Raw genomic sequence first — 24,098 nt, forward strand, 5'->3', positions numbered from 1 at the left:
TATCTGAAACCTGGAGAACCCCTTGAAGAAACAACTTTTGCTCGCCGCAGGCGCGCTGGCCGCCGCATTGTCGTTCAACGCCATGGCAGCCGACACGTACCAACTCGACCCGATGCACACCGCCCCGAGCTTCGAGACCGACCACTTCGGCGGCGTCTCGATCTGGCGCGGCAAGTTCAAGAAGAGCAGCGGCACCGTGGTGCTGGATCGCGCGGCGAAGACCGGCACGGTCGACGTGACGATCGACATGAGCTCGGTGGATATCGGCAACGATAAGCTCGACGCGGAACTGGTCACGGACAAGTTCTTCGACGCCGCGAAGTACCCGACCGCGACCTACAAGGGCACGCAGATCCGCTTCGACGGCGACAAGCCGGTGGAAGTGATCGGCACGCTGACCCTGCACGGCATCACCAAGCCGGTGAATCTGAAGATCGAATCGTTCAAGTGCTTCGTGAACCCGATGCTCAAGCGTGAAGTGTGCGGCACGGAATCGACCGCGACGTTCAATCGCGACGACTTCGGCGTCGACTTCGGCAAGACCTACGGCTTCAAGATGCAGACCACGCTGCACATTCAGGCCGAAGGCATCAAGCAGTAAGCGCCTGCCTTTCGCGCATGCGTCTCACGCATGCGTCTCATGCATGCGTCTCGCGGTTGCGGCAACCGGTCCCTCGACCGTCATGTTGCCGCAACCCGCTCCCGACTTCCCCCGCCAGCCCGTTCCTTCGCTCAGCCGCTCACGAGCGAGCGGAACGTGTCCACGCTTTCCGTGTAAGTCCCCGTCTGCCCATTCGATGTCACCGTGATGCCGACCGTCGACGCGTCCTTCGGCGTGATGGTCTCGACGGTATCGCTCGTCGACAACTGGATCATGCCGGCCTGCACGTTGCCGCCGCTGATCGTGACCGGCGTCGGCGTCGCGACGTTGAAGGCGATCACCGCGTCGGCCACGTTCACGCTGATGCTGCCGCTGGTGGAGAGCGTGTCCGTGACCGGATCCGTGCCGTGCACGCGCGAGTAATTCAGCGACGTAATCGTGATGGTGCCGCTGATGTTGCCCGAGCCCACCGGCTGCGAACGGCTGAGCGTCACCGTCGGCGCGCTCGCGGTGGTGGTGGTGACGCCCGTCTTCGCGTCGTAGCTCATGGTGAAGCTGACCGTGCCGTTCACCACGGTCGTGCTGTTCGCGGAAACCAGCGTCAACGCATTGGCCGTTTCAACGGCGGTGTACGACCAGTCGTTCGACGCCTTGCCGACCGCGCCCTGCGAACTCTGAATCTGCACGCTCACCGTGCCGGTAATCGAGGCGCTGTCCGATACGCCCGGCGCCTTCACTTGTCCCACGCATTGATTGAAGCTGACGGCCGCGCTTTCGCCGCTTTGCAGGCCGCTCGCGCCCGCACTTTGTGTCGCCACGCTAATCGAACCACCGACCGGGCAAGCGGTCGTGCTATTGGGCGTACCGGCCGTGACACCCGTGACCAGCGACTGCACCACCGAGGTATAGATCACCGCGACGCCCGGCCCCGACAGCATGCCGAACGCGCCCGCATAACGCGCGACGTGCTCGCTTTGCACCGCCGAAGACAATTTCAGCACGTTGCTGCCGGTGCTGGCGCTACTGCCGCCCGAGCCACCGCACGCGCTCAGTAACACCGTTGCGGCTGCAACGACTGCGGCACCGAACGATCGTGACGTTTGAGACAAAAACATAACTGCTCCAGATCCAGAAAGCCGGTCGCGCACACCATCACGACACACGCAAGACGAAGCGCAGCGCGCTCTTTCGCGTGACGGCCGGCGCGCTCATCAACGACGACGAACTGAGCGCGCATGCCGTGCCGAACGCGCAAGGCAACTACAAGATCGGCGACGACTTCGTGCCCGCCGTGGGCGCCGCGCCCTCGGCCATCGTCACGCTGCCGCGCGTGATGCCTTACCTCGGCATCGGTTACGGCCACAAGCCGGTCTCGAAGGGTTTCGGTATGACGTTCGATCTCGGCGTGGCGTACGGCCGCCCGCGCGCCAGCTACAACGTGCCGGCGATCTATTCGATGTTCACGCCGCAGTCGAACATCGACGAGCAGGAGCGCAAGATCAGCGACAAGGTGGAGCGCTACAAGCTCTATCCGGTGTTGCAGATCGGGGTGAGCTACCGGTTCTGAGCACCTTTTAGAAATTGCAATTGGCTAGCCTGCAACCCTTACGTTTGCAGGCTTTTCTCTGTTTACGTTTTTTGCCCTACGCGTACCGCGCTGCGCAGACAGTCTTCGTGCCGCCTCTCGCATGCCGCGGCACGTTTGACACGATCGACGCCGCTGCCCACCGGCCTGAACACCTGGCGCAAGCACTCAGGCGCCGTTGCCTCAAAGCCAGGTCCCACCCTGACGTTCGTTCGGCTCTTCTGTGAGGGCGTCGAAACCGTGAATCCAGTCCAGATGATTTAGCACGCTGTCGCGTGCGCCGAGGCGCGCGTTGCGCGCCTGCGCGGCCGGCCCGTCAGGCAGATGCAGCACATCCGCAGTGGAAATCGACGCGTACTGCACCTTGCGCGTACGGCCCCGGCGCAAGCGCTCGTAGGCTTCCTGCGCCTCGCGCCAATTGACTGGGCCCGCCTTGGCAAGCTGCGCGGCCAGCACGACTGCATCCTCGATCGACTGGTTGGCACCCTGGCCGTGGTGTGGCACCAGCGCATGCGCGGCGTCGCCGATCAGGGTCACGCGGCCCTTGCTCCACCGGCTGAGCGGAGGACGATGGAAGAGCCCCCAGCGCTGGCTGATCGGCACAGCCGTGATCATCTGTGTCACGGCCGGATGCCAGTCCTTGAACAGGCGCAGTTGCTCACCCTCGCTAGCTGACATGACCCAGTCACGCGACGGCCACGGCGACGGATGACGCTCGACCAGCAGGAAGTTCTGATCGCCCTGGTCACCGATCGGATAATGCAGCAGATGGCCCTGTGGTCCGATCCAGAACTGGATGGTCTCGGGATCCGGCAGCAGGTCCATGCTCCCGGCCGGCACCACGCCGCGAAAGCCTGAGCAGCCTGAATACAATACGTCGTCGTAGCCGAGCATCCAGCGCCGCGTGATCGAGCGCGCTCCGTCGGCGCCGATCACCAGATCCGCTTCGATGCGCTGACCGTTATCGAAGGCCAGGCTTACGCGATCCGGTTGCTGTGCGAGATCGACGAGCCGATGGCTCAAGTTGATGCGCTCGAGGCCGACCGCCTTCGACAACACGGCCTGGAGATCGGCACGATGAACACCCCAGTACGAGCCGCCGAATTGCTCACGGTAGGTGGGTGCGCCGCGGTGGTGTCCGATGACGGCGCCACTGCGTCCATCGCGATAGATCAGACCGGGTATCTCGGCGCACACGGTGTCGAAGGCCGCGCGCAGTCCCATGCGTTCGTAGAAGCGCGTGGCATTGGCCGATAGCGCGACGGCCGCTCCTACCTCGCGCAGTTCGTCGGTCTGCTCGTAGAGCTGCGCATCGATTCCATGTTCGCGCAGCGCGAGCGCAAGCGTGAGGCCGCCGATGCCCGCGCCGACGATGGCAATCTTCAGATCCATCTGTTTCATGAAAGTGTCTCCAATATCTTGATCAATCGCTCTGGGGTGGCGTGGGGTGCGCCAAGGTCACATCGAATGTGTGCGCCGTGTGTGTATTCTCAGTACAGGGCGTTCATCCTGCAATAAAATGGAAGGAATCTGCTTCATCACTGAAAGGAATGAGAGTCCGTCATGTCAAAGCTATGGAACTGAGCGATGTCGACCTCAACCTGCTGCTGCTTTTTCAGCGGCTGATGCAGGAACGGCGCGTGTCGACCGTCGCCGAGCAGATGAACATGAGCCAGCCCGGCGTCAGCAATGCACTCGCGAAGCTGCGCCGCCGGCTTGGCGATCCGTTGTTCGTGCGCGGGCCGGGCGGTGTCATACCCACGCCGTTCGCGCTGCGTCTGGCTGAACCCGTCTCGCAGGCACTCGCGACGCTTCACGCTGCGCTCAACCCCGAAAGTGGTTTTGATCCACTGCTTGCAAGGCGCACCATCACGATCGGAATGACAGATATCGGCGAGGTCGTATTCCTGCCCGCGCTGGTCGAACGCCTTTCGCACGCAGCACCGGGCATCGCACTTAACACAGTCCGCAACGCGAGCGTCAATCTGCGCGACGAAATGGCTGACGGCCGGGTCGATCTCGCCATCGGCTTGCTGCCGCAACTCCAGGGCGGCTGTTACCAGCGTCGCCTGTTCGATCAATCGTATGTTTGCGTATTCCGGCGCGGCCATCCACTTGAGGACGCGGCGCTGACACTCACTGCCTGGCGCGAGGCCGAGCATCTGGTAGTGGTGTCAGCAGGCACGGGGCATGGGCAGGTAGACGATTGGCTGAAACGGCGCGGCGTGCGGCGCCAGGTTCGACTGACAGTGCCGCATTTCATGAGCGTGGGCTATATCCTGCAACGCACCGATCTGATCGCCACGGTGCCGGAGCGACTCGCGCTGCAACTGGCCATGCCGTTTTCGCTTAGCCTGCGCGCGTTGCCCGTAGCGCTGCCCGCCGCGCCGATTCATCTGCTTTGGCACGCGCGGGTCCAGCAGGACGAAGGGAATCGCTGGCTGCGCGGGGTGGTGATCGATCTGTTCGCGGATACGGCAGTGCACGTGCGCAAGACAAGGCCTGCGAAAAAAAAATAAGACTGGTCGGTTGCTTCCAGGCATGCAGTGCGACTCATCGCTTCTGCTCACCCGGCAGTTCATTGACCGAAGCGACTGTTGATTCCGCTTCGGCTGTAACATTCAGACAATGCGTGCTTTCGCGCAAGAGCGAGTTTTATCCAAACCAGCAGGAGCGTGTTTTCATGAACACCCAGCGGATCATGCGAATCATCAAACGGCTCGCACTCGTCGCGCTCACGCTGTCGGGTCTCTGGCCCGGCGGCCTCACATGGGCCGACGACAATGCCACCGCGCTCAGGGGCGAGTACGACACGCTCGCGCCACAGCTCAAGTCGAATGTGTTTCATCGCCCGATCCATCTGGACTCGGAGGAAACGCAGAACGCGTTGAAAGGCGATATCTACGCCGTAGTCGATTATCCGTTCGCGACCGTCAACAGCGCATTCAACGACCCGCAGCGAGGCCCCGCGAACTGGTGCGAAGTGCTGATCCTGCATCTGAACACAAAGTACTGTCATGCCACTTCAGGCAGCAACGGCGCGACCATCAGCATGAACGTCGGCAAGAAGACGGAACAGGAACTCGGTGACACGTCGCGTGTGCAGCTCAATTACCGTTCGGTTGCGACGAATCCCGACTACTTCCAGGTCGTTCTGAGCGCTGCGGAAGGACCGCTCAGCACGAAGGACTATCGCATCGTGCTCGAAGCCGTCGATATCGGCACAGGGCGCACGTTCCTGCACCTCACGTATTCGTACGGATTCGGCATGGCGGGACGAATCGCAATGAAGACTTATCTCGCGACCATAGGCAGCGCAAAAGTGGGCTTTACGCAGGCGTCAAACGGCGATTACGTCGGCGGTGTGCGCGGCCTCGTCGAGCGCAATACGATGCGTTATTACCTCGCCATCGACGCGTACCTGGGTTCGCTTTCCATGCCTGCCGACAAACGCGCCGACCAACGCTTTGCGACATGGTTCGATGCGACAGAGCAGTACCCGCGTCAATTGCATGAGTTGAGCCGGCAAGAATATCTACAGATGAAAAAGAACGAATACCAGCGCCAGCAAACGGCGCAATAGAAGAACCGCGGAGGGGGACCGCGCTTGCGGCGGCGTAGCACGGTACTATTACGGTTTGACCGTCGTTGTCAGCCGTTCTATTGCCACCCATGAGTTCTGCAAGCCGCCGCATCGCGCACCTCGACATGGACGCGTTCTACGCGTCCGTCGAGCTTTTGCGCTATCCGGAACTGCGCGGCCAGGCGGTGGTGATCGGCGGCGGCCGCAACGGCATACCGCAAACACTCGAAGACGGCACCCGCCGCTTCGCGAAGCTGCGCGATTACGCGGGCCGCGGCGTGGTGACCACCTCCACTTACGAAGCCCGCGCGCTCGGCGTGTTCTCGGCCATGGGCATGATGAAGGCCGCCGTGCTCGCGCCGGACGCGATCCTGCTGCCCACCGACTTCGACTCCTATCGCCACTATTCGCGCCTGTTCAAGGCGGCCGTCGGCACGTTCACCGACCAGATCGAAGACCGCGGCATCGACGAAATCTATATCGATCTGACCGAGCTGCCGGGCGAGCCGCGCGAGATCGCCGCGCGCATCAAGCAGGCGGTCAATCAGGCCACCGGCCTCACCTGCTCCATTTGCGTGGCGCCGAACAAGCTGCTCGCGAAGATCGGCTCCGAACTCGACAAACCCGACGGTCTCACCATCCTCACGCCGGCCGACGTGCCGCTGCGCGTCTGGCCGCTGCCGGTGCGCAAGGTTAACGGCATCGGACCGAAGGCCGCCGAAAAGCTGACCGCGCTCGGTCTCGCCACGGTCGGCGATCTGGCGGCGGCGGACGCGGGGCTCTTGCAGGACCACTTCGGACGCAGCTACTCGGCGTGGCTCATGGAGGTCGCGCAGGGCTACGATGAGCGGCCGGTCGTGGTCGAATCGGAGCCCAAGTCGATGAGCCGCGAGACGACCTTCGAGCGCGATCTGCATCCGCGTCACGACCGGCCCGCGCTATCGAGTTCGTTCACCGGCTTGTGCGTGCGCGTGGCGGAAGATCTGGTGCGCAAGGGCTATGTGGGGCGTACCGTGGGCATCAAACTGCGTTACGACGATTTCCGCACGGTCACACGCGATCTGACGCTGGACGTGCCGACCGCCGACGCCGCCGAAATCCGGCGCGCGGCAACCGAATGCCTGCGCAGAGTGGAATTGAACCGCAAGCTGCGGCTTCTCGGCGTGCGCGTCAGCGCATTGACGCCGGCCAACGCGACGCCACCGGTGCGGCGTCTGCCGGTTCAGGCCGACTTGCCCTTCACCAGCGACGAATAACCGGCGCCGTCAGCAGCCGCACTCGCGTTGGTGCGCGCCGCCGGCACGCCGACTTCCATCGGCGAGACCGCCGCGACCGAGAACACAAAGGTGTTGATGCCGTGCGCGCTTTGCGCCGACACGCTGCCGCGATGCATCTCCGCAATCGCTTTCACGATCGCGAGACCCAGGCCGTGATTTTCGCGGCTGTTCGTGCGCGAAACCTCGGCACGATAGAACCGGTCGAACAGATGTTCGAGCACATCCGGCGAGATCGGCTCACCGGGATTGGCCACCGCAACGCGTACCTGATCCTCGTCACTCACGATCGTCACGCTGATCTCGGCGTCCGGCTCGCAATGCTGGATGGCGTTCATCAACAGATTCGTACAGGCGCGGCCGAACAGCGAGCGGTTCACGCGCGCTATGGCGTCGCCGCGCAATTGCGCGTGCACTCGCGCTTCTTCGAGCGGTATCTCCAGAAACTCCAGCGTATGCGCGACTTCCGCGGCCAGCGACACGTCGACGAGGCCCGTTGCGCGTTCGCCCTGATCGGCGCGGGCGAGGAACAGCATGTCGTTGATGATCGCCCTCATGCGCTCGTATTCTTCGAGATTCGATTGCAACGTATGGCGCAGATCGTCGACCGAGCGATTGCGCGTCAACGCCACTTCCGTCTGGCCGATCAGAATCGTCACCGGCGTGCGCAGTTCATGGGCCACGTCCGCATTGAACGATTCGAGGCGGCCATACGCGCCGTCGAGCCGCTCCAATGCGCCGTTGAAGGAGTTGGCCAGGTCGTTCAGTTCGAGCGGCAGCGAGGCCGTATTCAGACGCTGTGAGCGGTTATTTGGACTCACGGCGGAAGCGTCGCGCGTGAGACGCGTGAGCGGCGCGAGGCCGAGCCGCGTCACCGAATAGCTGAGCAACAGCACGCCAAGACTGCCCAGCGCCGACAGCGCGGCGAGCGCAGAGCCGAACACGCGCATGGTGCGCACATTAGGCGAATAGCTCGCGGCCACCTGCAATTGGACCGCCGGACGCGCGCCGTACGCCGGAATCGTGGCCGTCGAAGTCAACATATCCTGGCCGCCGCCGGCCGGCGTCACGCGCGCATAGCCGCCCGCCCAGCTCGTGACCACCGAGCCGTCGACCGGCGTGCCGTAATGGAAATACGGATCGGTGCTCGACACGGCATACACCGTGCTGCCGTCGTGCGGCGTCATGTCGGTCAGCTTTTCGCGCGCCATGCGCCACTTCTCCGGCGTCACGGCGTGATACACGATGATGCGCGCGATCTGTGTGCGGTCGTCGAGCGACTCGCGCAGATGGTGTTCGAGCTGCGTGCGCAGCACCAGAAAGAGCCCCGTGCCGACCAGCGTGAACACGGACAGCGCGACGAACGCGAACATCAACGCGAGGCGCCGGGCAATCGAGCGGTTCATGACTGCTCCGCCTCTTCGCGCACTTCGAGCACGTACCCCATGCCGCGCACGGTATGCAGCAGTTTGGAGGGGAACGGGCCGTCGAGCTTGGCGCGCAATCGTTTGATCGCGGTCTCGACCACGTTGGTATGGCTGTCGAAATTGACGTCCCAGACGAGTTCGGTAATCGCGGTCTTCGACAGAATGTCGCCTTGCCGGCGCGCCAGTACGCTGAGCAGCTGGAATTCTTTGGCGGTGAGATCGAGGCGCACGCCGTCGCGAGTCGCGCGCCGGCCGATCAGATCGACGAACAGATCGCCGACGGAAATCAGCGTCGATTCCTGCGAACGGGTGCGGCGCGCGAGCGCATGCAGCCGCTCGACCAGTTCGAGGAACGAAAAGGGTTTGGTGAGGTAATCGTCGGCGCCTTCGCGCAGGCCGCGCACGCGGTCGTTCACATGGTCGCGCGCGGTGAGCATGATGACCGGCGTGGACTTGCGCATACGCAGCGCCTTCAGCACGCTGAAGCCGTCGCGTTTGGGCAGCATCACGTCGAGGACGATCACGTCGTAATCGAATTCGGTGGCCAGATGCATGCCTTCCTCGCCGTCGAGCGCGACGTCGACGACCCACCCCTGCTCTGTCAAACCGGAGCGCAGGTAGTCCACCACCTTGTGCTCGTCTTCAACAATCAGCAATTTCATGCGCGTCCCCTTGTCTGTGCATTATACGAAACGCCTTGCAATCGTCTTGCGCACCGCCGCGTGCTTCTGTTGCCGCCCCTGCTGCTTCATGATCCGGTAGCTCACCGCGCGGGAGCCATCGCCTCCTTCGTGTCGTTGGGCTGCGCGCCCGTGGGCGTATTCGACATATCCGTGCCGACGTCCCAGCCGCCGCCGAGCGCCTTCACGAGCGAGACCGACAGCGTCATCTGCTGGCCGTGAATCTGCACGTCCTGGCGCTCGCTGGTGAGCAGCGACTGCTGCGCGGTGATCACGTCGAGGTAAGCGACGAGGCCGCCCGAATAGCGGTCGTTGGCGAGCGCCAGCAGATGCTGCGCATCGGTGACGGCCTCGCTCGACTGCTTCGCCGCGCCGTCCAGCACGGAGAGTCCGGTGATGCCGTCCTGCACCTGCTGGAAGGCGGTGAGCACGGTCTGACGGTAGTTCGCCTCGGTGGCCTTGTAGCCTTCGCTCGCGAACTTCACGTTGGCCGCGCGGCGGCCGCCGTCGAACAGCACCTGGCCGACTGCCGCGCCGAGCGTCCACATCAGCGTCGGCGCGCTCAGCAGACTGGCGAACTGCGTGCTTTCCCAGCCGATGCTCGGCGCCAGCGTGAGACTCGGAAAAAACGCCGCCTTGGCGACGCCGATCTGCGCATTCGCTGCAGCCATCGCGCGCTCGGCCGAGGCGACGTCCGGCCGCCGTTGCAAGACATCGCTGGGCACCCCGAGCGGAATCGACGGGACCTGGACCGCGAGCACCTTGGGCTCGATCGAAAACTGCGGCGCGGGCACGCCAACCAAAGCGGCGATCGCATGTTCGAATTGCGCGCGCTGATTCAGCAGCAGTTGCGCCTGCACGCGCGTCGAGTCGAGCAGCGACTTCTGTTGCAGCACGTCGAGCCCCGACACCGAACCAAGATCGTGTTCCGTGGTGACGTAGTCGAGCGCCTTCTGCTGCAGTTTCACCGACTGATTCAGCACGTCGATCTCGGCGTCGAATTCACGCAGCGAGAAATAGTCGGTGGCGAGATCAGTGGTGAGCACGAGGCGCGCGTTGGCGAGGTCATCGGCCGATTGCTGTGCGGAAGCCGCCGCGCCTTCCACCTCGCGACGTATCCGGCCAAATAGATCGGTGTCGTAGCTGATGGTGGGGCCGAGCTGCACATTGTTCTGCACCGTCGACGTCGTAGGCGTGCCGTAATTCGTTTGCGGACGATTCTGCGAAATCCGGAAGCGCGATCCCTGGGCCGCGAAATCGACTTCGGGAATCTGCTGCGCGCGGTTGTTCGCGAGCGTCGCCCGCGCCTGCTCGTAGTGCGCGCTGGCCGCCACCAGCGTCTGATTCTGCGCAAGCGCCTGCGTTTCCAGCGTGGCAAGCGTCGGATCGCCGAATGCGCTCCACCAGTCCGGCGCGATCGGCGCATGAGACGGCACGGCCACGCGCCAGTACGAATCGGTTTGCCAGGTGGGCGGCACCTCGGCCTGCGGCCTTTCGTAATTAGGCCCAACCGTGCACGCGGCCAGCAGCGCCGCACCTGCCAGTGTCGTCAGCGCACGGCATGTGGCCACGTGCTTCACGACGCCCCCTTGCCGTTGGTCTGCGGCTGCTTGATCTGCACGTGATCGCCGTCCGCGATCGAATCGCTCGGGTTGATGATGATCTTGTCGTTCGCCTCGATGCCGCTTTCGATTTCGAGCGACTGCCCGAGGTCCTGCGCGATCACGATCTTGTGCAACTGCACGTTGCCCTTCGCATCGACCACCGCAACCCGCGGGCCTTCGGCGCGAAACAGCAGTGCGTTGCCCGGCACCATCAATTGCGCGTGCGCGACGGCCGGCACCGCGACCTGGACATAGGCGCCGGGGCGCAGCTTGTCGTCCGGGTTCGGCAGCGTCACCTCGATCTGCAGCGAACGGGTGGGCACGTCGATCGCGCCGGAAATGTGCGTGATCGTGCCGTGGAATTGCTGGCCCGGCAGTTCGGCCTGCGTCACCACCACCTTCTGTCCCGCCGACACGTTTTGCGCGTACGCCTGCGGTAACTGCACATAGACGCGCAGCGGGTCCGACTGCGCGAGCGCGAAGAGCGCGCGGCTGGTGCCGCTGCCCGCGTCGATCAGGTCGCCGACATCCACATTGCGTTGCGTGACCACGCCCGCGAACGGCGCGACGATGCGCTTGAACGATTCGAGCTGCTGCAGGCGCTTGACGTTGGCGTCGGCGGCGGCGAGATTGGCCACGTCCTGCGTGTACGTGCTCTGCCGTTCGTCGAGCTCCTGCTGCGAGACCGCATCGCGCTGACGCAGTTGCTGCCAACGGTCCAGCGAGCTCCTGGCGAGGCCGAGGCTCGAACTGGTTTGCTGGCGCTGCGCCAAAGCCTGCGCGAGTTCCTGATCGATCTCCGGCGTATCCAGATCGGCGAGCAGTTGGCCCTGCTTCACGCGCGCGCCGATATCGGCGTACCAGTGCAGCAGATAACCGGTGGAGCGCGCGTAAATCGGCGATTCGACGAAGCCGCGCAGCGTACCCGGCAGCAAGGTATTGCCGCCGCCTTCGGTCTGGGTCGGACTCACCACGTTCACATACTGCGTGGCGTTCTGCTTCGTGGTCTCCGCCACCGAACGGTTTTGCATGATGTTCGCGATCACGGTGCGCAAGGCTCCGACGGCCAGCAGCGCCAGCACGATCCAGACGGCGATTTTGGCGCGTTTCCATTCGCGATGGCGCGGCGGCAAGGCGTGGCCGCCTTCGGTCTCTCGCGAGGGAATCGCTAGCGATGCATGAGTTTTTTCGGTCATCTCAGTCAGCCATCTCAGTCAGCCGTCATTTAACTTTACGCGGGCTTGCCGGCGCCGCCGTGGTCGGGCGCGGGGCCGTCGCCGTGGGAACCTGTGTGATTCGCGTCGCCATCGTCACCATCGCCGCGGTGGCGACGCGCGAGGCGGGAGTGAATCGCCGCGAACACCAGCGGCACGAAAAACAGTGTGGACACGGTGGCGAACAGCAAGCCGCCGATCACCGCGCGGCCGAGCGGCGCATTCTGCTCGGCGCCCTCGCCGAGACCGAGCGCCATCGGAATCATGCCGATGATCATCGCGAAGGCGGTCATCAGCACTGGCCTGATCCGGCTTGCACCGGCTTCGAGCGCGGCGGTCAGCGGCGGTGCGCCGGCGGACAGACGCTGACGCGCGAACGACACCATCAGAATACTGTTGGCGGTGGCCACGCCCATGGTCATGATCGCGCCGGTCAAGGCCGGCACGCTCAGGTGCGTGCCGGTCAGAAACAGCATCCACACAATGCCCGCCAACGCCGCGGGCAACGCGCTGACGATGATCAGCGGATCGACCCACGACTGGAAATTCACCACGATCAGCAGGTACACCAGCACGATCGCCATCGCCACGCCAAGACCGAGACCGAAGAACGAACTGCGCATGGTCTGCACCTGGCCACGCACGGTAATCTGACTGCCGCGCGGCAGCGACGCACGCACGTTGTCCACGAGCTTGTCGACCTGATTCGCCACACTGCCCAGGTCGCGCTTCTCGACGCTCACATACAGATCGATCACCGGCCTGATGTTGTAGTGGTTGACTTCCGCAAACTGCGTCTGCGGCGAGACCCGCACCAGGTTGCCGAGCAACTGCGTCGGACCGTTGGCCACACCGGAGACCGGCGTGCGCAACAGTTCATCGATCGACGACACCTGATATTGCGGCGTTTGCACGGCTACGCTGTATTCCACGCCGTTGCGGTTGTTGAACCAGAAACCCGGCGACGTTTGCGAGCTGCCCGACAACGAAATGAGCACGTTTTGCGCCACGTTACTCGCACTCAGATTGAGCTGTTGAAGCCGCGTGCGATCCATCTGAAGATTGATCGCCGGTTCATCCAGTTTCTGCTGGATGTGCGTATCCACTGTGCCGGGAATCATGCGCACCTGTTTCAGCAGTTTGCGCGCGACGTCGAAGTTGCCCTCCTGATCCGCGCCGGAAATCTGCACGTCCACAGCAGCCGGCAAACCGAAGTTGAGAATCTGCGTGACGATGTCGGCCGGCTGAAAGAAAAACTCGACGCCCGGAAAACGCTGCGGCAGGATCGCGCGCAGTTTGTCCATGTAGACCTGCGTCGGCTCGTGGTCTTCATTGAGTGCTACCTGGATCTCGCCGTCAAGCGTGCCGATCGTGCCCGCGTTGCTGTACGAAAGGTTGATACCGCTATAGGGCAAACCGAGGTTATCGAGAATTGTGCCGAGCTCTTTCTGCGGCACGACCTCGCGGATCACATTTTCGACCTGGTCGGCGAGACGCGCGGTTTCCTCGATGCGGGTGCCAGTCGGCGCACGCATATGCAGGCGAATGTCGCCGGCGTCGACGCTCGGGAAGAAGTCTTCGCCGAGCACGAAAATCAGGCCCATCGAGACGACGCAAAAGCCGAGGAACAGGCTGCCGAACCTGCCACGGCGCACCAGCACGCTGCTCAGAATCATGATGTAGCCGGCCCGCATACGCTCGAAACCGCGATCGAAGCGGTGATAGAGGCGCATGAACGGATTCGGCTTCGCGCCCGGCTTCGGCTTGTGCGCGTGACCCATCAGCAACATCGCGAGAGTAGGCACCAGCGTACGCGACAGAACGTACGAAGCCAGCATCGCAAACACCACGGCTTCGGCGAGCGGCACGAACAGGTAACGCGCCACGCCGGTGAGGAAGAACATCGGCACGAACACGATACAAATACATAGCGTCGACACCAGCGCCGGAATCGCGATTTCGCCCGCGCCGTCGAGAATCGCATCGTGCAGATTCGTGCCCATATGCAGATGCCGTTCGATGTTTTCGATCGTCACCGTGGCGTCGTCCACCAGAATCCCGACCGCCAGCGCGAGACCGCCGAGCGTCATGATGTTGATGGTCTGCCCGAGCGCGTGCAACGCAATCAGCGAGGACAAGATGGACAGCGGAATCGAAATCGCGATGATGCAGGTGCTGCGCCAGTTGCCGAGGAACAGCAGGATCATCGCCGCGGTCAGCGCGGCCGCGACCAGTGCCTCGCGCACCACGCCCTGCACCGCTGCTTTCACGAACAGCGACTGATCGAACAATGCAGTGATTTTCAGATCAGGCGGCAATGCGGCTTGCGCACTCGGCAGCAGCCCCTTCAGCGTATTGACGATGGAGAGCGTCGACGCACTGCCGTTCTTGAGCACCGACATCAGCACGCCGCGATGCCCGTCCTGCCGCACGATATTGGTCTGCGGCGAGAAACCGTCACGCACGTGCGCGACTTCACGCAGATAAGTGGTCGCGCCGTTGAGCGTACGCACCGGAATATCGTTGAGCCCTTCCACCGTGGCGGGCGAGCCGTTCATGTTGATCGTGTATTCCTTCGTTCCAATCTTCGCCGTGCCGGTCGGCAGAATCAGGTTTTGCGCGTTAAACGCGCTGACCACATCGGAGGGCGTCAGCCCCTTGGCGAGCAACGCGCGCGTGTTCAGGTCGACCGAGATCAGCCGCGACTTGCCGCCGTACGGATACGGCACGGCCGCGCCGGGAATCGTCACGAGTTGCGGACGCAGGAAGTTCAGCGCGGTATCGTTGAGCGCCTGCTCGGAGAGCTTCGGGCTCGACAGGCCGAGCTGGATCACCGGAATACTGGACGCCGAGTAGCTGATCACCAGCGGCGGCGTGGCGCCCGGCGGCATCTGCTTGATCTGCGCCTGTTCGACGGCCACCGTCTGCGCGATCGCGGTCTGGATATTCGCATTCGGCTGCAGGAACACCTTCAGGATCGTGATGCCCGCGAGCGACTGCGATTCGATGTGTTCGATGTCGTTGACCGTGGTGGTCAGACTGCGCTCGTTCACCGAGGTGATGCGGTTGGCCATGTCTTCGGCCGACAAGCCCGTGTAGGTCCAGATGATACTGACCACCGGAATATTGATTTCCGGCAGCACATCGACCGGCGTGGTGAACAGCACGAATGGCGTCGCCAGCAAGATCAGAATGGCCATCACGATGAACGTGTATGGCCGTTTAAGCGCAACGTTGACGATCCACATGAAACGCGCCCGAATAAATGCAGGTAAGGGATGGGTGAATCAGAGCTTATGCTAGATCGATAGCACCAACGCCTGCATGGCGCGAAAATGGCGAAATTGTCAGGAAGGCTAATGTAAGGAAAAACGGTGCTTGAACTGCGTGGGAGTTTGCCGGGAAGCAAACGTTGATGAGAGAAGATAGCCGAAATTGAGGTGCTGCTTCAATGCGAAGTCACGCGAGCGCGTCGCGTGACTTCGCATAGATTGTTTTGCGCGAAGCAAATACTTCACGCGCATTTTGAATGCTTAGTCGGTCATTTGGTGAATCGCTGAACCTTCGCTTCGAGCAACGAGCAACGAGCAACGAGCAACAAAAAATGCCGGCCAACCTCAACGGTTGACCGGCATTTTCATTGGATAGCGCCGGGTGGTTCCGCCCGCGTTACTTCGCGAACAACGCCGACATATCCGCAAACGCCTTGAATTCCAGCGCATTGCCCGACGGGTCGAGGAAGAACATGGTGGCCTGCTCGCCGACTTCGCCCTTGAAGCGCACATGCGGCTCGATGATGAAGTCGATGCCGGCCGCCTGCAGCTTGTCCGCGGCGGCCTGCCATTGCGCCATCGAGAGCACCGCGCCGAAGTGGCGGACCGGCACCGCATCGCCATCGACCTTGCTGGTATGACGATGGCCGATTTCCTCGGGCGCGAGGTGCGCGACGATCTGATGGCCGTAAAAATTGAAATCGACCCACGCGTCCGAACTGCGCCCTTCCGGACAGCCCAGCAGTTCGCCGTAGAACTCGCGCGCGGCGGCAAGGCTATGAACAGGAAACGCCAGATGGAACGGCGGCAACACGGTATCGGCAACGCTCATGATGGGGAAACTCACTGAATGGAATTAGGTTGAACGTGCAGGCGCCAGAAGCCGCACGCGTGAGGCAAAGTTTAACCATGACTAAAAATGGTGAAAAACGATATATATTTGATCTGACTATCACCAAATTCGATCAATCGAACATGCTAAGCGAACTCAAGACTTTCATCGCCGTGAGCCAGTACGGCACGTTTTCCGGCGCCGGCGCGCGCATCGGCCTGACGCAATCCGCCGTGAGCGCGCAGATGCAGCGCCTTGAAGAGGAACTCGGCTTCGCGCTATTCGACCGCACCGGCCGCTCCGCCACGCTCAACGACGCCGGCCGCGAAACACTCACGCTCGCCGAGGAAATGATGACGCTCTACGCGCGGCTCTCTGAACGTGGCGCGGTCGCGGCGGAAAGCGGCATGCTGCGGGTGGGCGCCATCGCGTCGGCGCAAGTGTCGTTTCTCGCCGACGCGCTCGCACGCTTTCGCGACGACCGCCCCGGCTGGCGCATTCGGGTCGTGCCCGGCGTGTCGCTGGGCTTGCTGGGGCAAGTGGATTCCGGCGAACTGGATCTGGCCGTCATCATCAAACCGCCCTTCGCGCTGCCGTCCGAACTCGAATGGCGCACGCTTGTCACCGAGCCGTTCGTGCTGCTCGTGCCCAAGGCGCTCGCGCGCGGCAAGGGCGAGGCGAGGTCCTGGCGCGAATTGCTGCGTAGCGAACCGTTTATCCGCTACGACCGCGCCTCGTTCGGCGGCAGGCTGGTCGACCGGTTTCTGCGGCGCTCGCGGCTGAACGTGCGCGACGTGATCGAGCTGGACGAACTGCAAGGCATCGTGCAACTGGTCGCGCGCGGCATCGGCGTGGCGCTGCTTCCGAATAGCGCGGGACTCGGCAAGTGGCCCGCCGGCGTCGTCGCGCTCGAACTCGGCGAGGCGACGTTTCAGCGGGAGATCGGCCTCGTGCAGCGTCCGCGACATAGCCGGCAGGCGGTGGCGGGTGCGCTCGCCGATTGCATCGGCATGGCAGCGGGTGCGTGAGCAGAGACGTGAGGGGCCACTTGAACGGCGCTTGGACCGCACTTGGGCCGCACTTGAGCCGCACTTGAGCCGCCGCGCGAAGCACATGATTGTCCTGTCGCGGGAATGAACAACTGTATCTGTGAAATTCGCGCTTCCGCCCCCAAAATTCCCGTTCACGCGACGCTTTGAGATGTATCGCACCCCTACCAGTGTGCGCCCCACACCGCCCGCCCTGCCCGCCGCCGAGGTTCCAGCCCATGATCGCCAGCACCTTCCTCACCGCCGATGTCCTGATCGCCTACAGCGCCTACTTCGTCGGTACGGCGAGCCCCGGGCCGAGCAATCTCGCGATCATGTCACTGGCGATGAGCGCGGGCCGCCGCTCCGCGTTGACCTTCGCGCTCGGCGTGGTGTCGGGTTCGTTCTTCTGGGCGCTGCTGGCGTCGCTGGGTTTGTCGGCGGTACTCGCCACTTACTCGGAATGCCTGGTGGCGATCAAGATCGCCGGCGGGCTGTATCTGCTATGGCTGGGCTTCAAATCCGCGCGCTCCGCGTTTCGTCCCAAGGCGCTGCCCACGGGCACGGCGCGTGACAACGAACCGCTCAAGCGTCTCTATCTGCGCGGCCTGCTGCTGCATCTCACCAATCCGAAAGCGATTCTGGTCTGGCTGTCGATCGTCTCGCTGGCCATGTCGCCGGCCGGTGGCACCTCGCATACCGCGCCGGTGGTGCTCGGTTGCATGTGCATCGGCGTATCGGTGTTCAGCAGCTATGCGGTGCTGTTTTCGACCGCTTCCGCACGCCGCATCTACTCGGCGATCCGGCGCTGGCTCGACGGGTCGCTCGCGATCATGTTCGGCATTGCCGGCATCAAGCTGCTGACTTCGAAAAGCTGAGCGCGTCGGGAGACGCCCGCTGCTCTGCGATACTGTCGCCGTGACGATTGAAGCGGATAGACGAATACGATGAGCGGCAGCAAATAAGTGAACCCGGCGGCGCAGCACTCGCCACGGCAGAAGCGGCTCTATCTGGCGGGCCTCGCGGCGCTGGTGGGCGGTGTGATTCTGGCCGTGATCATCTATGCGACCACGCCACCGCCGGACAGCGCCGTCTCCATGTACAGCGTGGCCGATCCGCGCTATCAGATCGAATTGCAGCGTATCGGCGGCAATGCGGCGGTGCTGATGGCGCAGCTTCATCAGTGGTTCGACGGACTCTGGCACGGCACGGCGCTCGCTTATACGGTGGCCGTGCTGGGCGCCGTCATCGCGGGCGTGTGTTTCTTTATCGGCTATTTCTTCGCTGACGAATAACCGCCACGCTAGAAGCTACGCATCGCGTCGGCCGTGCGCTAACCCGCGCTTACGTGGCCTCTTTCACGTGCCGGTCGGGCTTCTCCACACCGGCCGTGCGCAGCGCCTCGTGCAAAGTGTTGAAAATGCAACTTTCCTCGACGATCGGCGTGATGCCGTGCCGGTCCATATCCGCACGCAAATAGCGGTTCACGCGCGCGAACAGCACCTCGATGCCTTCGCTTTTCAACGTCTGGCACAACTCGCCGATCGAGCGCGAGGCCGAATAGTCGATGTCGGTGATCGCGCTCGCGTCGATCACGAAGCAGCGCACCTTGCTCGGGGCAAGGTCGATCAGGCGCCGCGTATCGTCGACGAAAAAGTGGTCGTTCGCGTAAAACAGATCGGCGCCGAAGCGGTAGACGATCAGGCCCGGCGCGGTCTGAATGCCCGGCGCGGCGGGCACGGGAATCCAGACGCCGTCGTCGCCGGGGGCGAGAATCATCGTGTGCGGACGGTAGCTGTGGCGCACGTGACGCAGCAGCGATAGCGCCACCGCCACCAGAATGCCGTGCTCGACGCCGATCAGCACCACGGCCGCCGCGGTGAACACGGCCAGCGCGAATTCGCCGGGACTTTCGCGGCGAATCGCAAACAAGGTCTTCAGATTGATCAGGCCGATGGCGATCGTGAACACGATGCTGGCAAGAATGCAGTGCGGCAGATACTGCAAAAAGCGGCTGAAAAACAGCAGCACCGCCACCACCACCGCCGCGAAGACGAGTTGCGCGAACTGACTGCGCGTGCCGGCGAGATCGGCCATGGCGGTTTGCGTCGGGCTGCCGTTCACCACGAAGGCGCCTGAAAACGCCGCCGCCGCGTTGGCCGCGGCGATGCCCAGCAGGTCGGCGTTGGTATCGACCGGTTCGTGATGACGCTCGGCGAACACGCGGCTCGCGGCGGCGCTCTGTGCGACGATCATCACGAAGCAGGAAGCCGCCACCGGCAGCAGATCGAGCACCTGCTGCCATGTCACCGACGGCACGCGCAGTGGCGGCAAACCGCCCGCTACCGGGCCGAGCACGGCGATGCCGTGGGCCGGGAAATGGTAGAGATCGCTCGCCGCGATGCCCGCCACGACCGCGATCAATGGCACCGGCACGCGAGGCAGAAAGCGTTTGCACGTCAGAATGGCGACGACCACCAGCAGCGAGATGGCGAGCGTCGGCCGATTGATCTGGGCGGCTTCGCGCACCACCAGCATGAGCTGATCGACGCTGCGCGCGGCGTGTCCGGGCAAGCCGAACATGTCGCCTAGCATCGCAATGCCGACCTGCACGCCGACGCCGGCAAGAAAACCGACCAGCACGGTACGCGACAGGAAGTCGGCGAGAAAGCCCAGTTTAAAAATCCGCGCGATGAACAGCAAGCCAGCGGTCAGCAAGGCGACCATCGCGGCGAGCGCGGCATATTCAGCGCTGGACGCCGGCGCCATGGTGGAGAGCCGGCTTGCGAAGATGGTGGCGGTCGCGGAGTCGGCGGCCACGACGAGGTGCCGCGAGGCGCCGAAAAACGCAAAGGCGATCAGCGGCAGAAAGACCGTGTACAGACCCGTCACAGCCGGCATACCCGCAATACGCGCATAGCCGAGCACTTGCGGAATATCCATGGACGCAAGTTGCACACCGGCCAACGCATCGCGCGCCGCCGCGGCACGGTTCAGAGGAAGGACGCCCTTCAGCACGCTGGCGCGTGCCATGATATTCGCCAGAAAATCTCGCATACGCGATACTGCCCTAATCCAGGTTATCGCGCATCGTGCCGCGACTCGGCACTCAAAGGCAAGACTTGTAGCGAGATCGGCTCAAGAAAAGAGAACAACCGCATCACGCGCCCGAACGGCGCTGCGGAAAACACCCGACTGACGGACTCAACGCTTGAATTGTCCCGTCACCGGATCCACGTGCCGCGCGAAACCAAACAACGCGGCGATGCAGATCGGGCAGGCAAAGAAGAACACGGCCAACATCTCGCACCCCGTAACCTATTGTTACCGGCGAGTTTACGCGATCGGCATGCGAACTGAATGAGGGAAAATAGCAAATCAGTGTGTCGGCAGCTACAACAATCTCGCGTGATTCCACAGCCGTTTGCGTCAAGATATACGCAGAAAATGCGGCATTAACCGTGGCGAACCGTATGTTCAACGGCCGGCGCGATGCGCAAACGCTTGCGAGTTCATTCCCCCACTGCGACCGACACATTGGCATTCCCTTTCACCGCCCGGCAATTAGATGAACGGTTCTAGCGGTTCGAAAGCGCATTGAAATCATCGGGCAAGCAGCGCTCGAGTTCGACCCGTTTCATGGCTGTTTTCATGCTCCCGGCGGTCTCCCCGTATAATCCCGCATGACCCGAATCCTGCATCACCTGCCCTCGCAGCCGGCCGCTTATCGCCGCCGCGCCGACCACCGCTCTTCGGCGGTCGCATGAAAACTCCGAAACGTCTGCTCCCGCTGGTCGAAGAAGGCCTGATCGACGAAGTCATCTGCCAGTTGATGAGCGGCAAGGAAGCCACCGTCTACGTGGTGCGCAGCGGCGACGCCACGCGCTGCGCGAAAGTCTACAAGGACGCCAAGCAGCGCAGTTTCCGCCAGGCCGCGTCCTACCGCGAAGGCCGCAAGGTCAAGAACAGCCGTCAGCAGCGCGCCATGGAAAAAGGCAGCCGCTATGGCCGCGAAGTGCAGGAACAGGCCTGGCAGAACGCCGAAGTCGACGCGCTGTTCCAGCTCGCGAATGCGGGCGTACGCGTGCCGCAGCCTTTCATCTGCACCGACGGCGTACTGCTGATGGAGTTGGTGACCGACGCCGACGGCAATGTCGCGCCGCGTCTGAACGACGTCGAGATGACCGAAGAACGCGCACTCGACTTGCATGCGCGGCTGGTGAACGAGGTGGTGCGCATGCTGTGCGCCGGCATGATTCACGGCGACCTGTCCGAATACAACATCCTGCTTGCCGCCGACGGCCCGGTCATCATCGACCTGCCGCAGGCCGTGGATGCCGCCGGCAATCTCGAAGCGCCCGCCATGCTCGAGCGCGACGTCAACAACCTCGCCACGTATTTCGGCCGTTTCGCGCCGGCGTTACTGGACACCCGCTACGGCAAGGAAATCTGGTCGCTGTACGAAGCGGGTGCATTGCATGTCGACGCCGCGCTGACCGGCCGCGTCGAACTGGACAGCACGCCGATCGATCTCGAAGCCGTGCTTCAGGAACTCGAAGATACGCGGCTCGATGAAGAAGCGCGTCTGCGCTACGAGCAGTCGCTGCGCAGCGGCACCTGAACCTTCGCGCGCGAGCGGCAGGGGCAGCCAGCGCCTCGCCGCCTCACGAGAAGCAGCTACGACGTGCTGCTCAACCGCGCCGCCTTTATCGCACCCGGCGCCGGCCCCACCGACTCACGCATCGTCACGCTCACCGGAAACTCGCGGAAAATCTCCCACGTAGTTCGATAGCACTGATTGACCAGCCAGCGCACGGCGTTCTGCGTCAGTTCCGCAGTCGGAATATGCACCGAGGTGAGTCCGGGCGCGGCATACGCGGCCGAATAATCGTCGTCGTAGCCGACCACCGAGACCTCTTCGGGAATCGCAATACCCGCCTGGTGAAAACGCGCCAGCGCGCTCACCGCCATCGTATCGTTCGCGCAAAACACGCCGGTGAAGCGGCGCTTCGTGTCGAGCAGCTTTTGCGCGGCGGCGTAGCCGCCTTCCGGTGAGAAGTCCGATTCGATCAGCGTGACGTCATCGCGCGCAATGCCCTCGCGCGCCAGCTCGGCGAAGAAGCCTTCCAGACGCGTCTGGTTGTCCGACGCAGTGAAAGGCCCGGAAATCACCGCGATGTCGCGGTGCCCGTGATCGAGCAGTGTGCGCGCCGCCAGTTCGCCGCCACGGTGATGGTCGGCGCAAAACGACGCCTCCGGTAACTGATCGAACGCGCGGTTCAGAAACACCATTTTCGGATGCATGCGGTGCAGCATGATCAGATCCTCGTCGTGCAGATCGTGGCTGATCACCACCACGCCGTCGCAATCGCGGCCGATCAGAAAGCGCACTGCCTCGATGGCCTGCTCGCGCGGCGAGACTTCTCCGCAGCCGGTCGCCACCACGACGTGACGGCGCACCGCGCGCAGTTCTTCGTCGGTCTGCTTGAGGATCGTGCCGTAGTAGGAGCCGAAGAACGTCGGCACGAAAATTCCGACCATGCCGAGCGACTGCGTTGCCATGGCCCGGCCGATGGACGACGGACGAAAGTTCAACTGTTCGATGGCCGCCTTTACGCGGGCGGCGGCATCGGCTGAGATGGGCCCTTTACCGGAAATGGCGCGCGAGGCGGTCGACATGCCCACGCCGGCCAGTGCCGCGACATCTTTGAGTGTTGCCACGCGGATCTCCGTCAAGCATGTTGTATTGTCAGTGACGCCGCGTGCCGGCGCTACAAACGCGCGCCGCCCGCTTCGTCGAACAGAGAGACATGGGTACTGTCGAACGAAAACGCCATGGTGTCCCCTATCGCCAACGGCGTCTTCGTCTGGTCGATCGATGCGACCTGCACTCCATGATAGTCGAGCCAGATGACGCGGTGGTTGCCCATCGGCTCCACCAGCGAAACTTTTGCATGTTCGCTCGCACCTTCGGCCAACCGCACGTCTTCGGCCCGCACGCCGAGCACGCACGGCAATGCGTTCGCGGGCGCGGTCTTGAACGGGTACGCCGAGACGTCGAGCCGCCAATGCTCCGTGCAGAAGTGGAGCGCGCCGTCGCGTGCTTCGAGCGTGCCCTTGAGCAGGTTCATCGCGGGTGTGCCCAGAAACGTCGCAACGAACAGGTTGTCGGGGCGCGCGTAGACTTCGGCGGGCGTGCCGAACTGCTGGATCACGCCGCCGCGCATCACGGCCATGCGGGTGGCAAGCGTCATTGCCTCGACCTGATCGTGCGTGACGTAGATCATCGTCGCGCCCAGGCGCTGGTGCAGTTGCTTGAGTTCGCGGCGCAGTTCGGTGCGCAATTTGGCGTCGAGATTCGAGAGCGGTTCGTCGAACAGGAACACGTCGGCTTCGCGCACGATCGCCCGGCCGATCGCCACCCGCTGCCGTTGCCCGCCTGAAAGCTGCGCCGGTTTGCGCTTGAGCAACGGCCCGAGTTGCAACATCTCGGAGGCGCGCGCCACGCGCCGCGCAATCTCCGCTTTCGGCGTGCCGTTGATGCGCAAGGCAAACGACAGGTTGCGCTCCACGCTCATGGTCGGATACAGCGCGTACGACTGGAACACGAGCGCGATGCGCCGGTCTTTCGGGTCGGCCCAGGTCATGTCCTCGCCGGCAATCTCGATGCTGCCGTCGGTCACGTCGATCAAACCGGCAATGCTGTGCAGCAAGGTGGATTTGCCGCAGCCGGATGGTCCGAGCAGCACGACGAATTCGCCGGCTTGCACGTCGAGATCGAGGTGCTCGATCACCGTGTTCGCGCCGAGTTGAATCGTCAGATTGCGCACGGCCACGTTGGCCGGATTCGTGAGGCCCGCCGCGTCCGCCGCATCGGGACTACTCGCCACGCCCGCCATGTCCGCCGCGCTTGCGACCGGATTTGCCAGCGTGTTTGCCACCGGGTTTGCCACCGGGTTTGCCACCGGGTTTGCCACATTAGCCACGTTTGTCATCGC

Annotated in this window: 20 protein-coding genes; 9 read left to right on the forward strand and 11 right to left on the reverse strand. The window is 63.3% G+C overall.

All coding sequences use genetic code 11. The annotated features are described in order from the left end of the window. Window positions 1–22 precede the first annotated feature (22 nt). Window positions 23–601, forward strand: coding sequence for a YceI family protein (locus HF916_RS23460; RefSeq protein ID WP_168791183.1), 579 nt, complete (start codon window positions 23–25; stop codon window positions 599–601). A 131-nt stretch (window positions 602–732) separates the two neighbouring features. On the opposite strand, the gene HF916_RS23465 is transcribed toward HF916_RS23460, so the two are convergent. After that, entirely contained in the window at window positions 733–1,716 is a 984-nt protein-coding gene (locus HF916_RS23465) for a hypothetical protein (RefSeq protein ID WP_168791184.1), read from the reverse strand. A gap of 77 nt (window positions 1,717–1,793) precedes the next feature. Here HF916_RS23465 and HF916_RS23470 point away from each other — a divergent pair, with 77 nt between their 5' ends. After that, complete coding sequence (locus tag HF916_RS23470; RefSeq protein ID WP_240975480.1) at window positions 1,794–2,168, forward strand: hypothetical protein; 375 nt, start codon at window positions 1,794–1,796, stop codon at window positions 2,166–2,168. Window positions 2,169–2,369: 201 nt separating this feature from the next. Here the strand turns inward: HF916_RS23470 and HF916_RS23475 are convergent, their stop codons facing one another. Then, the gene (locus HF916_RS23475; RefSeq protein ID WP_168791185.1) at window positions 2,370–3,587 is read right to left on the reverse strand and encodes an FAD-dependent monooxygenase; all 1,218 of its coding nucleotides are present in this window, start codon (window positions 3,585–3,587) and stop codon (window positions 2,370–2,372) included. 173 nt (window positions 3,588–3,760) lie between these two features. Here HF916_RS23475 and HF916_RS23480 point away from each other — a divergent pair, with 173 nt between their 5' ends. The 3 genes from HF916_RS23480 to dinB all read left to right on the forward strand — a co-directional run bounded on the left by HF916_RS23480 (window position 3,761) and on the right by dinB (window position 7,025). Then, window positions 3,761–4,705 (forward strand): LysR family transcriptional regulator, encoded by a 945-nt coding sequence (locus tag HF916_RS23480; protein ID WP_168791186.1) that lies wholly within the window; start codon window positions 3,761–3,763, stop codon window positions 4,703–4,705. Between the two features lie 164 nt (window positions 4,706–4,869). Further along, window positions 4,870–5,769 carry a hypothetical protein gene (locus HF916_RS23485; protein WP_168791187.1) on the forward strand — a complete coding sequence of 300 codons (900 nt, stop codon included), beginning with the start codon at window positions 4,870–4,872 and terminating at the stop codon, window positions 5,767–5,769. Window positions 5,770–5,858: 89 nt separating this feature from the next. Continuing rightward, window positions 5,859–7,025 carry a DNA polymerase IV gene (gene dinB, locus HF916_RS23490; RefSeq protein WP_168791188.1) on the forward strand — a complete coding sequence of 389 codons (1,167 nt, stop codon included), beginning with the start codon at window positions 5,859–5,861 and terminating at the stop codon, window positions 7,023–7,025. On the opposite strand, the gene HF916_RS23495 is transcribed toward dinB, so the two are convergent. The 6 genes from HF916_RS23495 to HF916_RS23520 all read right to left on the reverse strand — a co-directional run bounded on the left by HF916_RS23495 (window position 6,992) and on the right by HF916_RS23520 (window position 16,072). Then, window positions 6,992–8,449 carry a heavy metal sensor histidine kinase gene (locus HF916_RS23495; RefSeq protein WP_168791189.1) on the reverse strand — a complete coding sequence of 486 codons (1,458 nt, stop codon included), beginning with the start codon at window positions 8,447–8,449 and terminating at the stop codon, window positions 6,992–6,994. The two genes, dinB and HF916_RS23495, sit on opposite strands and share 34 nt — an antisense overlap. Further along, window positions 8,446–9,132 (reverse strand): heavy metal response regulator transcription factor, encoded by a 687-nt coding sequence (locus tag HF916_RS23500; RefSeq protein WP_007176723.1) that lies wholly within the window; start codon window positions 9,130–9,132, stop codon window positions 8,446–8,448. The genes HF916_RS23495 and HF916_RS23500 overlap by 4 nt, the downstream gene beginning before the upstream one ends. A 101-nt stretch (window positions 9,133–9,233) precedes the next feature. After that, window positions 9,234–10,730 carry an efflux transporter outer membrane subunit gene (locus HF916_RS23505; RefSeq protein WP_168791190.1) on the reverse strand — a complete coding sequence of 499 codons (1,497 nt, stop codon included), beginning with the start codon at window positions 10,728–10,730 and terminating at the stop codon, window positions 9,234–9,236. Beyond that, the gene (locus tag HF916_RS23510) at window positions 10,727–11,950 is read right to left on the reverse strand and encodes an efflux RND transporter periplasmic adaptor subunit (RefSeq protein ID WP_168791191.1); all 1,224 of its coding nucleotides are present in this window, start codon (window positions 11,948–11,950) and stop codon (window positions 10,727–10,729) included. Before HF916_RS23510 ends, HF916_RS23505 begins: the two co-directional genes overlap by 4 nt. 35 nt (window positions 11,951–11,985) lie before the next feature. Then, window positions 11,986–15,216, reverse strand: a complete 3,231-nt coding sequence (locus HF916_RS23515; protein WP_168791192.1) for an efflux RND transporter permease subunit — start codon at window positions 15,214–15,216, stop codon at window positions 11,986–11,988. 421 nt (window positions 15,217–15,637) lie between these two features. Beyond that, complete coding sequence (locus HF916_RS23520) at window positions 15,638–16,072, reverse strand: VOC family protein (RefSeq protein ID WP_012427720.1); 435 nt, start codon at window positions 16,070–16,072, stop codon at window positions 15,638–15,640. Between the two features lie 143 nt (window positions 16,073–16,215). Here HF916_RS23520 and HF916_RS23525 point away from each other — a divergent pair, with 143 nt between their 5' ends. The 3 genes from HF916_RS23525 to HF916_RS23535 all read left to right on the forward strand — a co-directional run bounded on the left by HF916_RS23525 (window position 16,216) and on the right by HF916_RS23535 (window position 18,395). After that, on the forward strand, window positions 16,216–17,100 hold the full coding sequence (locus HF916_RS23525) for a LysR family transcriptional regulator (protein WP_168791193.1): 885 nt from the start codon (window positions 16,216–16,218) through the stop codon (window positions 17,098–17,100). 239 nt (window positions 17,101–17,339) lie between these two features. Continuing rightward, entirely contained in the window at window positions 17,340–17,978 is a 639-nt protein-coding gene (locus tag HF916_RS23530) for a LysE family translocator (protein ID WP_168791194.1), read from the forward strand. 87 nt (window positions 17,979–18,065) lie between these two features. Beyond that, on the forward strand, window positions 18,066–18,395 hold the full coding sequence (locus HF916_RS23535) for a hypothetical protein (RefSeq protein WP_240975481.1): 330 nt from the start codon (window positions 18,066–18,068) through the stop codon (window positions 18,393–18,395). A 49-nt stretch (window positions 18,396–18,444) separates the two neighbouring features. On the opposite strand, the gene HF916_RS23540 is transcribed toward HF916_RS23535, so the two are convergent. Continuing rightward, entirely contained in the window at window positions 18,445–20,157 is a 1,713-nt protein-coding gene (locus HF916_RS23540) for a SulP family inorganic anion transporter (RefSeq protein ID WP_168791195.1), read from the reverse strand. A gap of 706 nt (window positions 20,158–20,863) precedes the next feature. Between HF916_RS23540 and HF916_RS23545 the strand changes: the two genes are divergently transcribed. Then, complete coding sequence (locus HF916_RS23545) at window positions 20,864–21,721, forward strand: PA4780 family RIO1-like protein kinase (RefSeq protein ID WP_168791196.1); 858 nt, start codon at window positions 20,864–20,866, stop codon at window positions 21,719–21,721. Window positions 21,722–21,777: 56 nt separating this feature from the next. Here the strand turns inward: HF916_RS23545 and HF916_RS23550 are convergent, their stop codons facing one another. Next, entirely contained in the window at window positions 21,778–22,821 is a 1,044-nt protein-coding gene (locus HF916_RS23550) for a LacI family DNA-binding transcriptional regulator (RefSeq protein ID WP_168791197.1), read from the reverse strand. Between the two features lie 50 nt (window positions 22,822–22,871). Continuing rightward, complete coding sequence (locus tag HF916_RS23555; protein WP_206001947.1) at window positions 22,872–23,999, reverse strand: ABC transporter ATP-binding protein; 1,128 nt, start codon at window positions 23,997–23,999, stop codon at window positions 22,872–22,874. Window positions 24,000–24,098: the final 99 nt, after the last annotated feature.

This window comes from Paraburkholderia aromaticivorans (genome assembly GCF_012689525.1).
In the GTDB taxonomy this organism is placed as follows: Bacteria; Pseudomonadota; Gammaproteobacteria; order Burkholderiales; family Burkholderiaceae; genus Paraburkholderia; species Paraburkholderia aromaticivorans_A.

Excerpts from the sequence above, each read along its gene's own strand:
- HF916_RS23475 (WP_168791185.1), bottom strand. The coding sequence starts at position 3,587 with ATGAAACAGATGGATCTGAAGATTGCCATCGTCGGCGCGGGCATCGGC.
- HF916_RS23545 (WP_168791196.1), top strand. The coding sequence starts at position 20,864 with ATGAAAACTCCGAAACGTCTGCTCCCGCTGGTCGAAGAAGGCCTGATC.
- HF916_RS23540 (WP_168791195.1), bottom strand. The coding sequence starts at position 20,157 with ATGCGAGATTTTCTGGCGAATATCATGGCACGCGCCAGCGTGCTGAAG.
- HF916_RS23465 (WP_168791184.1), bottom strand. The coding sequence starts at position 1,716 with ATGTTTTTGTCTCAAACGTCACGATCGTTCGGTGCCGCAGTCGTTGCA.
- HF916_RS23500 (WP_007176723.1), bottom strand. The coding sequence starts at position 9,132 with ATGAAATTGCTGATTGTTGAAGACGAGCACAAGGTGGTGGACTACCTG.
- HF916_RS23530 (WP_168791194.1), top strand. The coding sequence starts at position 17,340 with ATGATCGCCAGCACCTTCCTCACCGCCGATGTCCTGATCGCCTACAGC.
- HF916_RS23555 (WP_206001947.1), bottom strand. The coding sequence starts at position 23,999 with ATGGCGGGCGTGGCGAGTAGTCCCGATGCGGCGGACGCGGCGGGCCTC.
- HF916_RS23480 (WP_168791186.1), top strand. The coding sequence starts at position 3,761 with ATGGAACTGAGCGATGTCGACCTCAACCTGCTGCTGCTTTTTCAGCGG.
- HF916_RS23515 (WP_168791192.1), bottom strand. The coding sequence starts at position 15,216 with ATGTGGATCGTCAACGTTGCGCTTAAACGGCCATACACGTTCATCGTG.
- HF916_RS23495 (WP_168791189.1), bottom strand. The coding sequence starts at position 8,449 with ATGAACCGCTCGATTGCCCGGCGCCTCGCGTTGATGTTCGCGTTCGTC.
- HF916_RS23510 (WP_168791191.1), bottom strand. The coding sequence starts at position 11,950 with ATGACCGAAAAAACTCATGCATCGCTAGCGATTCCCTCGCGAGAGACC.
- dinB (WP_168791188.1), top strand. The coding sequence starts at position 5,859 with ATGAGTTCTGCAAGCCGCCGCATCGCGCACCTCGACATGGACGCGTTC.
- HF916_RS23525 (WP_168791193.1), top strand. The coding sequence starts at position 16,216 with ATGCTAAGCGAACTCAAGACTTTCATCGCCGTGAGCCAGTACGGCACG.
- HF916_RS23520 (WP_012427720.1), bottom strand. The coding sequence starts at position 16,072 with ATGAGCGTTGCCGATACCGTGTTGCCGCCGTTCCATCTGGCGTTTCCT.
- HF916_RS23485 (WP_168791187.1), top strand. The coding sequence starts at position 4,870 with ATGAACACCCAGCGGATCATGCGAATCATCAAACGGCTCGCACTCGTC.